The following is a 13,271-nucleotide window of genomic DNA, read 5'->3' as shown; positions in this document are numbered from 1 at the left end:
GAGGGCACGCTCACCAAGGTTGCAGCCACAAACAAAGGAGACCGACACGTGAGTACCACGACAGTGCTGGCGCCCGTCGCCGGGCGTGCCGTCGCCCTCGGAGATGTCCCAGATCCTGTCTTCTCGGCAGGAATGGTCGGTCACGGCGCGGCGATCGACCCGGGCCCCTGCGTGGTAGATGCCATCGCCCCCGTGAGCGGGAGGTTGCTGAAACTGATGCCTCATGCGTATGTCTTATTGACAGAGGAGAAAGTCGGCGTCCTGGTCCATCTCGGACTGGACACCGTGGCGCTCGACGGCGAGGGCTTCACCGTCCACCTCAACCAGGGCGATGACGTCGCCGCGGGGCAGGTCATCATCACCTACGATGCCGCGTCGGTGGCCGCCAAAGGGCTCAATCCCATTGTCCCCGTTGTGATCATGGACGAGCGCGAGGCCGCCAACATCGCCGTGTCCGATGCCGTGCGGACAGGTTCGGAGATTGCGTCGGGGGCTGTTCTTTTCACCGCGAACAAATGATCGGCCCGCAGTCCCGCTGCCCCAGAACTGGTTAACTGCGCAAACATTCGAGATGCGGCGTCGAAGTTTGGCCGATACACAGATTTGCGCGGGCGTAATGTCGGCCCGGCACACCGGCGCACCTTGGGGGTACGCATTGGCGGATTGGCCGTTCGTCGCACGGGATACGGAGCTCAGCGAAGCCTCGCTGGCGCTACGTGACGGGTCGCGCGGCGTCGTCCTCGTCGGGCCTGCCGGCGTCGGGAAGACAGCGCTCGCCAGAGTCCTTGCGCGAGAGCTGCAGAGCGAGGGACGATGCGCGCGATTCGTCCTCGGCACAGAGACCGCGCAGGCGGTGCCGTTTGGGGCGTTCCATCATGCGCTGCACCTCACCGACGCACGGGAGCCGGCCGTCATGCTCGGCGCGGCACAACAGGCCCTCGCCGATCCCAGCCTGGTCATCGTCGTCGACGACGCGCAGTACCTCGACCCGCTGTCCGCTCTGCTGGTTCAGCAGCTCGCGGTCAACGGGGAACCGACGCTCATCGTCACCATCCGTTCGGGTGCGGCGCCGACGGACGCGGTCACGGCACTGTGGAAGGAACAGCTGCTGGCCCGTCTCGACCTGGAACCGTTCACGCGCGAACAGACCGCCGAGCTGGCCGCGGCGGTGCTCGGCGGTGACGTCGACGATCGGGCCGTCGGGGAGCTGCACCGGTTCTCGTCGGGGAGCCCGCTCTATCTGCGCGGCGTGCTGAATGCCGCGCGCGCAGACGGTGCCCTGGTCCGCGACGGCGACCACTGGCGGCTGCGAGGCCGCTTGCGGCCCAGCCCGGACATCCACGAACTGGTGGCGTCGCGGCTGGATTCCCTGCGACCCGATGAGCTCGACGTGGTGGAGGTGGTGTCCGCGGCGCAGGCACTGGAGTGGGACGTGCTCCTGGACATCTGCCCGCCCGAGGCGGTGACCCGCGCAGAACGTCGCGGTGCGATTCAGGTGACCGCTGATGCGTCGCACACCATGGTGCAGCCGGCACATCCGATCGTCGGCGAGGTCGCCCGGCGCCGCTGCCCGGTAACCCGGTCGCGGCAAATCAATTCCCTTCTGGCTCGGCACTTGTCGGCGCACCGGCCGGCCTCTGCTGATGTGCGGACCCGGATCCAGTTGGCCCGGTTCATGATCGCCAGCGATGCCCCCGCAGATCTGGAGACCATCGTCGACGCCGGTGCCAGTGCGGTGACCATGTCCAATCTGCTCCTCGGGGAACAGCTTTCGCGATTCGCGTTGGAGCACGGCGCCGGTGTGCAGGCGGCGATCGTGCTCGCCGACGCCATCAGCTGGCAGGGCAGGGGGCAAGAGGCAGAGGAGCTGCTGGCGGGGTTCGACCCGGACGCCGGCGACGAGTTGACCGTGGTGCGGTGGGGCTGTCTGCGTGCGGCGAATCTCTTCTTCGGCTGCGGCCGTGCCGAGCAGGCGTGGGCCGTCCTGGACATCGTGCGCGCGCGCGTGACCACTGCCGCGGCGCTGAGCTTCGTCGCCGCGATGGAGGTCAGCTTCGCCTTCTTCGCCGGTGAGCTGCCTGCGGCCATCGCCTCGGGAACCGAGGCGCTGGCGTCGGACATGCTGCCGATGGCGACGGTATGGGCAGCGCTGGCCACCGCGGGTGCGCTGGCGCTGTCGGGGCGCTTCGCCGAGGTTGCCGCGGTGGTGCAGCAGGGTGAACGGGCTGCCGATTGTTGTGAGTCCGGCCCACAGCGCTACTCGCTGGCGCTCGCCGAGGCACTGGCCGGTCTCTACGGCGGTGACCTGCCCGCAGTCGACCGCGTCGCCACGCGGTACGCCGCGATGACGGCGGGTGCGCTGCAGGCAGAGGCCATCGTCACCGCGTTGTCGGGGCGTCTCGCGTTGGCGCGGGGCCGTGTCGCCGAATCGTGCGAGGCGTTGCAGACCTCGGTGTGGGCGATGTCGGAATGCCTGCCGCGGGGTTGGGTCATGCTGGTCGCCTCGTGGTTGGCGCAGGCCGAGGCGCATCGCGGAAACATCGACGCCGCCGCGGTGGCCCTGGCGCGGGCCGAAGCGGCCAGTGGGCCCCAGGTGGAGGTGTTCCGGCCCGAACTCGAGCTGGCCCGGTCCTGGTTGCAGGCCGCGACGGGGGAGACCACGTCAGCTCAGCAGCACGCCGTGCGGGCGGCGCAGCTCGCCCGTGGCGGCGGCATGCGCGCGGTGGAACTCACCGCACTGCACACTGCCCTGCGCCTCGGCGACCGTTCCGTGGACGCCAGGATTCAGCAGTTGGCCGCCCAGCTGGCCGCGCCGCTGTGCGAGCCGATCGCTGCGCACAGCCGGGGCGTGACCGAACATGACGGCCGATGCCTGGACGAGGCCGCCTGCCGTTTCGAAGAGCTCGGCGCACTGGCACTGGCCGCCGACGCGGCCGCGCACGCCGCCCGCGAGCACGCGCGCGCCGGGCGCCGGGGCAGTGAGCTCGAATCCGCGACCCGGGCGCACTGGCTGGCCAGCCGGTGCGGCCTGGCGACGCCGGCGACCCGGCGGGCAGCTGATCCGCTGCATCTCACCGAACGCGAATGGGAGATCGCGAATCTGGTGGGAGCGGGGCTGAGCAACCGGCGGATCGCCGACCGGTTGTGCTTGTCGGTGCGCACCGTCGACGGCCACCTCTACCGTATTTTCGCCAAACTCGGCATTGAGGACCGCGATCAGCTGGCCCGGCTGGTCCGGTTCCGGCCTGCCACCTGAGGATCAGGACGCGGTGCCGTCGGCGAGCAGTGTGATGAGCTCGTCGCGGGTGTTGACGCCCAACCGCTGACACGCCCGGAACAAGTGACCTTCCACCGTACGCACCGACATCACCAGCCGATCAGCGATCTCGCGGTTCGACAGCCCGGTCGCCGCAAGGGCTATGACCTCTCGCTGGCGTGGGGTCAGCACACCGGTACTGGCCATCGCCCGGTACGCCGGGGTGCGGGCACCGCCTGTGGCGAGCCGGTGCGCTGTGACGATCGCGCGGCGCTGCCGTTCGCCGTGCAGGTGCGGTACGGCCTGCGCCGCGGCGTCCAGTGCGGCGATCGTGTCGCCGATCACCGCATAGCCGTTCGACGCACTGAGCAGCCGGGCGCCGTCGGCCCGGCGCAGGGCGGCGGCATGTTCGCGGGCCAATCCGGCCCGCGGGCCCTGCACCACCGCGGCGAGTTGACCGAGTCGTTCCACGGTGTCGGTTGCGCCGAACTGAGTTGCGGTCTGCAGACACCACAGCTCCTGTGCCGGACGGCCCTGGGTGCGGGCAGTCCTGGCGGCGCCCATCGCGAAAGATATTGCCCGGCTGCGTGATCCGTGCACTGCCTCGAGCCATGCCTGGGTCAGCAGCATGTCGGTGCGCCAGATCTCGGAGTAGTCGCCGAAGTAGCGGTATCGCTCGGCGTCGGTGGTGCGGGCACCCGCCAAGTCACCCGACATCGCCAACACCATGGTCAGCCACATTCCCGCGAGTTCGCGTATGACACCCGACTGCGGGTCGAACACCGATCCGGTGGCCAACGATTCCCGCAGCCAGCGCTGTGCAGATTCCAGTCGGCCACAACACAATTCGGCGTATCCGAGGATGGCCGCGGTGAATGACCGGGAGACGACGACGTCCAGCGACTGCTGGCGGAGCCGGTTGGCGATGTCGGAGATGCGGTCCTGGGTACCTGCCCGGTGCAACGCGGCGATTTCCATCAGGCCCAGACCGAAGCGTAGATGCGAGGCTTGCGGGGCCGTTGCCGCCAGTTCGTAGCCGGCTGCTGCCGCGTCGGCCATGCGATCGACGTGACCGAGGTCGCCCAGACTGCCGACCAAGGCCCAGTAGCCGAACATCGTCGCAAGGGGATCGACGTTCTGTCCCGTCAGCGCGGCCGTTGCCATCTCCACTGCTTCCCGGGGATGGCCGAGGGCGCTGCGGCACGAGGCGTGCAGCGCGAGGTAGGACGGGCCGAGCCCGCACCCCTCGGCGGCGTCGCGAGCCGCGTTGAGCACCGTCTCGGCGCTGCTGGGCCGCGCCAGCACCCAGGACAGATTGGCAGCCCGCAACAGCGCGATCGACGCGCGTTCGGCAGCGTCATCGGTATCGGCCAGCTCGGCGAACATCGCGTCGGCCGCGACACCCTGACCGGCGAACGCCAACATCGTGGCCAGCGTGGCCTGGGCTGGGCGTCCGCCGCCGGCCGCGACCGCACCCTCGGCCAGTCGGGCAGCCAGGTCGAGGTCGAGCAGTTGCAGTGCCGCGTTCGCCGCTTCCACCAGGAACGCTGGATCGCCGTGGGTATCGGAATCCATCAGCAGCACGGCACGTCGCACTGTCTGGACCGCCGACGGTGCGCACAGCTGCCCGATCAGCTCGGCGACCCGGCCGCGGATTTTGCGCAGCCGCGCGGTGCCTGCCCGGTTGCGGCGGACCTCCCCGAACAACGGATGTGCCAGCCGTACGAGCCCGTCGTCCACGGTGATCAGGACCCGGTCGCGCGCGTCGTCGATCACGGCGGCGCCGACGAAGCGGAGCAGCACCGGTAGTTCGACCGGATCGGAGACCGCGAGCACGTCGAGCAGATCGCTGATCGCGTCCGGCTGGTTGCCCATGCTCGCTTCGAGCAGGTCGACGAGCGAGGCGGACAGTCGGGGCGGCCCGTCCCACACCCAGACGTCCGAGCGCCGCGTCAGCCGGCCGGCCGCGACCTCGTCGGTGACCAGCTGCCGCAGGTACAGTGCGTTGCCGCGGGTGTAGCTGAAGAATCGGTGGGCACTGGACGATTCCAGCGGAGCACCGAGAACCTGGGTGACCAGTGCGCTGACCCCTTCGGTGGTCAACGGAGGCACGGAAATTCGGGGCAACCGGGCACACAGCGCCGCCACCGAATCCGGCAGTGGCTCGCCGTCGCGGACCGTCATGACGACAGCGCCGACCGCCTGCTCGACAAACCGTTCGATCACCAAGGCCGATTGGTCGTCGAGCAGGTGGGCGTCGTCCACGCAGAGCAGAACCGAGGATTCGCCATCGACCAGGGCATGGATCACTTCCTGCACCCGCAGCAGCGGGTCCGGGCCACACCGCGCGGTGTAACCGGCGAGCGCACCCAGCGGGATCGACTGGCCGGTGACGGTTGCGGCGATCCACCGGACGACCCCGTCCGGTCGCCGGACGGCGGCGTGTGCCAGTCGGGACTTGCCGACCCCGGCGGGCCCGGTGAGCACCGCGCCGTCATGGGAGCTCAGCGCGGCCGCGATCAGGCGCAGTTCGTCCTGACGATCAACCAGTGGCCACGCAGTCGGCACATTCGGATCCTAAGGCCGCACAGTCGGCCGCGCCTGCGGGCACCGACGGTGCCCGCAGGCCTGAAACCCGATCAGCCGAACTGTGACCGCACCGCGGCGGCATCGGCGGCGGAGAGGGCCGCGGCGGCCAGTTGCCGCGCCTCGCCGCTGTCGACTGCCCGAACGGCGTCCTTGGTGGCCGGAATGGCAGGCGGAGTGACGCTGAGTGCATCGACACCCAACCCGAGAAGCAGTGCGGCGGCACGGTTGTCCGCGGCGAACTCACCGCAGACCGAGACCGAGGCCCGTCCCGCGGCGCCTTGACAGGTCGATCGCACCAAGTGCAGGACAGCCGGATCGAACGCGTCCCCGAGGCTCGCGACGGCGTCGTTGTTGCGGTCGGCTGCCATCGTGTACTGGGTGAGATCGTTGGTGCCGATCGAGAAGAAGTCGACGTGCGGAGCAAAAGCCGCGGCCTTGAGCGCGGCGGCGGGCACCTCGACCATCATCCCGACCTGCAGGTCAGCAGCCTGCGGACCGACCCGCCTGAGCGCGTCGTCGAGCACTCGGCGCGCGGCCAACAGTTCGTCGACCGTGCTGACCATCGGGAACATGATGCTGACCGGCGTGTGCCTGCTGAGCCGGGCCATTGCCAACAACTGGTCGGACAACAGCTGCGAGTGTGCCAGCGCCAGCCGGATACCGCGCACCCCCAAATAGGGGTTCGGCTCAGCGGGCGTCGGCAGGAACGCCAGCGGTTTGTCACCACCCACGTCGAGAGTGCGCAGGGTGATCCTGCGGCCCTCAAGGGATTCCGCGATCTTGCGGTAGACCGCGAGTTGCTCGTCCACGTCGGGTGCCTGTTCCCGGCCCAGGAACAGAAACTCGGTGCGGACCAGGCCCGCGAAGTCGGCGCCCTGGCTCGCTGCGGCGCGCGCGTCATCGACAGAGCCGATGTTGGCGCCGACCTTGACCGTGACACCGTCGCGGGTGATGGCAGGCTCCCGTGTGCGGGTGACGGCCTCCCGGTGCTGCTGCGCGGCTGCGGCGACCCGGGCTTCGAATTCCCGACGGACGTCGTCGGGTGGATCGACCAGGTATTCCCCGCGCGTACCGTCGACGGCCACGGTGGTGCCGTCGGCGATGGCCAGCACGGCCCGTCCGGCGCCAACGATCACCGGAATACCCTTGGCCCGCAACAGGATCACGTTGTGGGCCGTGGCGCTGCCGAACGCCAGCAGCACCGCGGCGACCTGCGTCGGATCGAGTTCGGCGGCCTCGGCGGGGGACAGGTCGGCGGCCACCAGCACGCCGGTGGCCGCCGCTGTGGGTGCCACATGTCCCAGCAGGGTACGCAGCACCTGATCGCCCACGGCACGGACGTCGTCGGCCCGCGCCTGCAGGTAGGCGTCGTCCACGGCGGCGAACTGATCGGCCACCTCGCTCACCGCGGCCGCCCAGGCCGCTGCGGCGTTGTGACCCTTCTCGATTCGATTCTTCGCCGCACCGAGGAGCGCATCATCGTCGAGCAGCAGCGCGTGCGCATCGAAGATCGATGCCTCGGCCTCACCCACGGCACGGGCGGTGTGGGCGCGGACGTCAGCGATGGCGGTACGCACGTCGTCGACGGCTGCGGTGAGGCTGCGCCATTCGGCCGCAGGATCCTCACCTCGGTGTCCGGGAACCTCGACGGTGCCCGCCCGAACCGACCAGGCTGGGCCGATACCCAGGCCCGGTCCGGCACCGATCGGTCGGCCCTTCGCAAGCGGCTCAGGTGGGGTCGAGGTGGATGGTGTCTCGTCGAAGTGCCGGGCGGCCAGCGCCAGGATGTGCTCGAGCACATCTGCGGCCTGCGGGCCGGACACCTGGACATCGACCTCGTCACCACTGCGTACGCCGAGCGTGGCGATCTTGGAGAGGCTCGCGGCATCGATCCACGCCGAACCGGTGCGCGGGTTACGGATCCGTACCTCGGCGTCGCGGCCGCGGACCTCCTGGACGAGGCGGGCCGCCGGTCTGGCGTGCAGACCGTGCGGGTTGACGACGACGAACTTCGCGGACAGCCCTTCGACGGCGGTGTCGGTGGCGGCTTGCTCGACGTCGCCGCCCAGCTGAGCGAGCTTTCCGGCCAGCGCACCCGAGGCCTCGGCGGCCACCTCCGCGGCCGGGGCTCCGCCGCCGGCGGCGACTGCGGCCACCACGAGCCCCTCGACGAGGGGCGCCGGGCACAGCACGACCCGCTCGCGAACCTCGTCGTCGAGCAGCTCCAGCGCGAGTTCGGCTGACAGCACGGCACTTCCGAGGTCCATGAGCACGACCGCGCCGTCGCCGTGGTCGGCGGCGGTGATGGCGTCGACGATCGCGACCGCGTCGGTACCGAAGGTTCTCTCGTCCAGGCCTGCCGCGACTTCGATCGGGATCTGCTTGCCGTGCAACATCTCCTGGGCCAAGTCGACGGCGGCCTCGGCGAGGGGACGACTGTGTGAGACGACGACGAGCCCGACGGTCACGTGCGCACCACCGTCGCGGCGGCACCGATCAGCAATGCTGCCGACGTGGCTCCCGGGTCGACGTGCCCGACGCTGCGTTGCCCCAGATAACTGGCGCGTCCTTTGCGGGCAACCATGGATTCGGTGGCGTCCCTGCCCTTTTCGGCGGCAGCCGTAGCCTCGGCCAGAGCCTTGGCCAGGTCGGCGCCCGACGCGAGTGCGGCGTCGAGGGCGTCGAGGGCTGGCGCGAGCGCGTCGAACATCGTCTTGTCGCCGGCTTCGGCGCGGCCCCGCTGGACGACGCCTTCGACGCCTGCGCGCAACGCCGCGGCGAAATCCGCGCTCTCGGCGCCCATCGCAGGCGCCATGCGCAGGAAGAAGGTGCCGTACAGCGGCCCACTGGCACCGCCGACCGACTTCACCAACGTCATGCCGACCTGCTTGCACAATGCACCGGCGTCGGCCGGTGGGGTGTCGTCGAGCGCGGCCACCACGGCCGTCATCCCGCGATCCATGTTGATGCCATGGTCGGCGTCACCGATCGCCGCGTCCAGATCGCTGAGATACTGGGCATTTTCGCCGATCAGCCGGGCGAACTCACGGACCCAGGCGTTGATTCGATCCAGATCCATGTCAGCATCCTTTCCGCAACGCGGGTGTGTCGACCGGGTGGTCCCACAACCGCAGCAATTCGTCGTCAGCGCGTAGCAGGGTCACCGAGCAGCCCGCCATGTCCAGGCTCGTGATGTACGGACCCACGAGTGAGCGCGCGATCTGCACGCCCGCCTTCTCTAGGATGGCCGCAACGTCGGCGTACATCACGTACAGCTCGATCAAGGGCGTGGCACCCATGCTGTTGAGGAACAACACCACCGGGTCCCCGCCGGTGAAGTCGAGGTCGGACAAGATGGGTTCGACCAGGAGTTCGGCGACGGCACGGGCGGGTTGCAGCGGCACGCGCTGCCTGCCGGGTTCGCCGTGGATGCCGATGCCGAGCTCGATCTCGGTGTCAGACAGTTCGAACGTCGGGTGGCCCACCGCGGGAACCGTGCCCGACGTCAAGGCCACACCCATGCTGCGGGATGCGGCGTTCACCCGCCGCGCCACCTCGGCGACCTCGGCCAGCGGCCTGCCCTCGTCGGCCGCGGCCCCGGCGATCTTCTCGACCAGCACGGTGGCGCCGACGCCGCGGCGCCCCGCGGTGAAGGTGCTGTCCTGCACCGCGACGTCGTCGTCGACGACGACCGACTCGACCGTGATGCCCTCGCCGGCAGCCAGTTCGGCGGCCATCTCGAAGTTCATCACGTCACCGGTGTAGTTCTTCACGATGTGCAGCACGCCGGCGCCACTGTTGACGTTGATCGTCGCCTCGAGCATCTGGTCAGGTACCGGTGAGGTGAAAACCTCACCGGCACAGGCGGCGTCGAGCATGCCGCGGCCGACGAAACCGGCGTGCAGCGGCTCGTGCCCGGATCCGCCGCCCGAGATCAGGCCGACCTTGCCCGCGACCGGGGCGTCACCGCGGTAGACGATGCGGTTGGCGTGGTCGACGCGCAGTTCCGGGTGGGCCACGGCCATGCCGCGAAGCGATTCGGCGACGACGTCGGCGGGATCGTTGATCAGTTTCTTCACAATTCGGCTCCTCAGACTACGGTCGGTGCTGGTTGGACGGTGATGTTCGCGGTGTCGGCGCGGGTGCGCGAGATCGCGACGTAGGAGAGTGCGGCGAGGGCGCCGGCGAGGAATTCCGCGGCGAGGTACACCGGCAATTGGTGCCACGCCACCGAGCCGCCTGCGATCTGCTGGACGAGCATGGGGCCGAAGGTGCGGGCGGGGTTGATCGACGCACCCGTCGTCGGTGCCAGCGGGATGATCGCTGCGAACACGACAAGGCCGATCGCCACGCCGGCGAAACCTGCGGACGCTTTGCGATGTATCACGCCGAAGACGGTGAACACGAGTATGAACGTACCTACGAATTCGGCGAAAAACGCCTGTACGGCACTGATGTCGCCGGTGTAGGTGGCGATGCCCAGGCCGGCGTCACGCGCGCGGGTACCCAGTACACCGAGGATGGCCGCGGCTCCGACGGTCGCGCCGACGAGTTGCGCGGCGATGTAGGCCGGAACGCGGGACCACGGGAACCGGCCGGTCACGGCCAAACCGACGGTGACCGCTGGATTGATGTGGTTGCCCGAGATGTGCCCGAGCGCGTAGACGGTCGCGACGACGACCGTGGCGAACGCGAATGAGATCACGCCGAGATCGGCCATGGTGAATGGCGCATGCCCGTTGATGATGATGGTCGCGGGTACCGAGCCCACGCCGATGAACACCAGGAACGCGGTGCCGAAGGCCTCCGCGGCGAGTTTTTGAGTGAGTGACGGATCGTCCATGTCGTGCGCTCCAGAGAGTTGGGATGTGACACACCATGTTCCGATTGTGAATCGGCTATCTCGCATCACATTCGACATTATCGAATGTGATCTGGAACATACGCTTATGCTGCTGTGAGCACAAGAGCGTCGTCGGCACGAGGAGGTCGTCGTGATTCAGGCGGTGGATCGCGCCCTTCGCATCCTCACCGTGCTGCAAGGCGGTCGGCGGATGAGCCTGGGGGAGATCGCCTCGGCGATCGAGCTCGCCCCGTCGACGGTGCACGGCTTGGTGCGCACGTTGTTGGCGCACGGCATGGTGCAGCAGGAGCTGGATTCCGGCCGGTACCGACTGGGCCCCGCGACGTTGCGGATGGGCAACGTCTATCTGGACACGCTGGAATTGCGCTCCCGGGTGGCGGTCTGGACGGAGGGGCTGGCCCGCCGCACCGGTTGCGCGGTGCGCACCGCGGTGTTGTTGTTCGATGAGGTCGTGGTGGTGGCGCACGAACCGCGTCCCGACGGCACCCGGCAGATGCCCGAGGTGGGCATCGTGATCCCTGCGCATGCCAGCGCACTGGGCAAGGCGCTGCTGGCCTACGCGGCCGACTATCCGTCAGGCGAGCTGCGCGGTATGACGGGCGAGACCGTCACCGACACCGCCGAGCTCGCCACCCAGCTCGACCAAATCCGCGGCATCGGCATCGCGACTGAGGTCGAGGAGGCTGTGCTCGGAGAATGTTCGGTTGCGGCAACCGTTTTCGATGCGTCGGGGGATGCGGCGGGCGCGATCGGACTGGTGGTCCCCGCGGCGCGTTGGCCGTTGGATCCTGAGGCCGTCGACGCGCTGCGGGATACCGCACGCACGGTCTCGCGCGAGCTCGGCGCGCCGGTGTGGCCGCCCCGCCGCGGCGGCTAGCGGTCAGGTCAGCCGACGGTTACGCCAGCGTTCGAAGCCGGTTGGCAGTTGGATGGCCGACATCACCGCACTCATCGGGGACGCGACCGACTTGACCAACGTCTTGCGGGTACGGGCGACCGGCGGTTGGTCACCCTGCCACCAGACCGGTTGCAGCAGTGCCGATGTCAACGGGATGGCGGCCTCGACGCTGTTGCGGCCCCATTCGCACGCGCGGTCGATGGTGGCGATCGACGGTGCCAGGTTGACCGGCGAGAGGGTCGGACCGAATCGGATGAGGTGGTCGGCATATGGCGCGTTACGCACCATCTGCAACTGCACGGCCTGCGTGATCGGCACGAGCCACAGATGCCTCGGATCCCACTGCGGATGGAAGCAGTCGAACGCCAGGTAGCAGGCGTTGCGGGTGCCCAACCGCCCATCGCGCACGCGTTTCCACGCCAATTCGATCGGCACATTGCTGGCCGCGCCGCCGTCGACGAGCGCCGCGACGTCGTGGCTCTGACACAGCGCGTCCAGGATCGGTTCCATCCGTGGGTCGTTCGTCTCGTGATGCAGCACGCCGGGAATCGCCGAGGAGAACGACGCGGCGTCGACGACGTTGAAATCGCGCGTCAGATCATCCCCGCCGACGACGATCGGCTTCACCACCCGGGAATCGATGAACGCGGCCACTTGCCACATGCGGGCCCCGACCAGTGGACCGATGCCCACCGGCAGCATGGGCAGCAGACGCAGTCCGGCCAGTTCCGGGCGCCGGAACCGCGACGGCAACGCGGCGAACGATCGCTTGCGAACTCCGGCCACCACAGCATCGAACGGAATTGCCATGTCCGACATGCGCATCCGCTCGCCGTCGGCGCGGCTGAACAAGGTGTGTGCGAACGCGTCGAAGCGCAGCGAGAACACGCCGGTCAGTCCGTTCCTGCGGCGTAGTCGTTCCGAGCCGAGGATCGCGCGGTAGGACACGGTCTTGGCCCACTCGACGTACTCGTCGATCGGCACAGGAAGGGTGCGCCCGACCACGGCGCCGATGATCGCGCCGAAGGACGACCCGAGCATGTAGTCGGGGACATGTCCCTCGTGCAGCAGCCGCTGCATGCCACCGATATAGACGAATCCCGCACCGCCGCCACCGCCGAGGACGGTCACCAATTTCTTGTATCCGACTTCGGAATCCAGTTCGGCCGGCGAGAAGTCGTTCCGGTGTCGCTCCAGGAGCAGGTCGCGCTTCTCGGCCTGGTCGTCGGCCAGGCGGGCCAGTGCCTCGCGGGCCGTGGTCAGCGCGGTGACGGCGTCGCGCTCTTCGCGCAGCGGGCCGTGCAGCGCGTCGATGACCCGTGATCGCCACGGGCCCAACTGCGCACCGACCGCGATGTCTCCCCGTCCGCGCGTACCGTTCGGGCCTGCAGCACCTGGTTCGAAGTCGCCCAGCCGAGCGAAATTCAGGATGTAACGCAGTCTGCGCAGCTCGGTGTCGGTCAGGACGTCGGGATCGGCCAGGGTGAGCCGGATCAGCCGGTTTTCCATCTTCTGCAGCAGCAGGGCGGGGTCGGCGGTCGGGGGTGCCGCGGCTTCCGCCACGGCGGTGTCGTCGACCTCATCGACCTGGTCGGCCAGGTCGGCCAGGTCCACCGCGTCCTCGAGGACCTGCGGTGGGCCCGAACGCCGAACCAACCGGTTGA

9 protein-coding genes are annotated in these 13,271 nt (G+C 69.0%); 3 read left to right on the top strand and 6 right to left on the bottom strand.

Annotation, left to right across the window (positions count from 1 at the left end; all coding sequences use genetic code 11):
* Window positions 1–48 precede the first annotated feature (48 nt).
* Window positions 49–519, top strand: a complete 471-nt coding sequence (locus BTO20_RS24750; RefSeq protein WP_087078698.1) for a PTS sugar transporter subunit IIA — start codon at window positions 49–51, stop codon at window positions 517–519.
* Between the two features lie 136 nt (window positions 520–655).
* Window positions 656–3,256 (top strand): helix-turn-helix transcriptional regulator, encoded by a 2,601-nt coding sequence (locus tag BTO20_RS24745; RefSeq protein ID WP_087082610.1) that lies wholly within the window; start codon window positions 656–658, stop codon window positions 3,254–3,256.
* A 3-nt stretch (window positions 3,257–3,259) separates the two neighbouring features.
* Here the strand turns inward: BTO20_RS24745 and BTO20_RS24740 are convergent, their stop codons facing one another.
* The 5 genes from BTO20_RS24740 to BTO20_RS24720 all read right to left on the bottom strand — a co-directional run bounded on the left by BTO20_RS24740 (window position 3,260) and on the right by BTO20_RS24720 (window position 10,688).
* Window positions 3,260–5,824 carry a helix-turn-helix domain-containing protein gene (locus BTO20_RS24740; protein WP_087078697.1) on the bottom strand — a complete coding sequence of 855 codons (2,565 nt, stop codon included), beginning with the start codon at window positions 5,822–5,824 and terminating at the stop codon, window positions 3,260–3,262.
* Between the two features lie 71 nt (window positions 5,825–5,895).
* Entirely contained in the window at window positions 5,896–8,313 is a 2,418-nt protein-coding gene (gene ptsP / locus BTO20_RS24735) for a phosphoenolpyruvate--protein phosphotransferase (protein WP_087078696.1), read from the bottom strand.
* Window positions 8,310–8,924, bottom strand: a complete 615-nt coding sequence (gene dhaL / locus BTO20_RS24730) for a dihydroxyacetone kinase subunit DhaL (RefSeq protein ID WP_087078695.1) — start codon at window positions 8,922–8,924, stop codon at window positions 8,310–8,312. Before dhaL ends, ptsP begins: the two co-directional genes overlap by 4 nt.
* A gap of 1 nt (window position 8,925) precedes the next feature.
* Window positions 8,926–9,924 (bottom strand): dihydroxyacetone kinase subunit DhaK, encoded by a 999-nt coding sequence (dhaK, locus tag BTO20_RS24725; RefSeq protein WP_087078694.1) that lies wholly within the window; start codon window positions 9,922–9,924, stop codon window positions 8,926–8,928.
* Between the two features lie 11 nt (window positions 9,925–9,935).
* Complete coding sequence (locus BTO20_RS24720; protein ID WP_087078693.1) at window positions 9,936–10,688, bottom strand: MIP/aquaporin family protein; 753 nt, start codon at window positions 10,686–10,688, stop codon at window positions 9,936–9,938.
* A 151-nt stretch (window positions 10,689–10,839) separates the two neighbouring features.
* On the opposite strand from BTO20_RS24720, the gene BTO20_RS24715 reads away from it, so the two are divergent.
* Window positions 10,840–11,586 (top strand): IclR family transcriptional regulator, encoded by a 747-nt coding sequence (locus BTO20_RS24715; RefSeq protein ID WP_087078692.1) that lies wholly within the window; start codon window positions 10,840–10,842, stop codon window positions 11,584–11,586.
* Between the two features lie 3 nt (window positions 11,587–11,589).
* Here BTO20_RS24715 and BTO20_RS24710 read toward each other — a convergent pair whose 3' ends face one another.
* Window positions 11,590–13,263, bottom strand: coding sequence for a patatin-like phospholipase family protein (locus BTO20_RS24710; RefSeq protein WP_232491267.1), 1,674 nt, complete (start codon window positions 13,261–13,263; stop codon window positions 11,590–11,592).
* Window positions 13,264–13,271: the final 8 nt, after the last annotated feature.

This window comes from Mycobacterium dioxanotrophicus (assembly GCF_002157835.1).
Taxonomy (GTDB): Bacteria; Actinomycetota; Actinomycetes; order Mycobacteriales; family Mycobacteriaceae; genus Mycobacterium; species Mycobacterium dioxanotrophicus.
The sequence above is the reverse complement of the archived record's forward strand: the minus strand, read 5'-3'. Positions and strand labels throughout refer to the sequence as shown.

What these genes read in the sequence shown, in the direction of transcription:
- dhaL (WP_087078695.1), bottom strand. Translation starts at nt 8,924, where the DNA reads ATGGATCTGGATCGAATCAACGCCTGGGTCCGTGAGTTCGCCCGGCTG.
- BTO20_RS24720 (WP_087078693.1), bottom strand. Translation starts at nt 10,688, where the DNA reads ATGGACGATCCGTCACTCACTCAAAAACTCGCCGCGGAGGCCTTCGGC.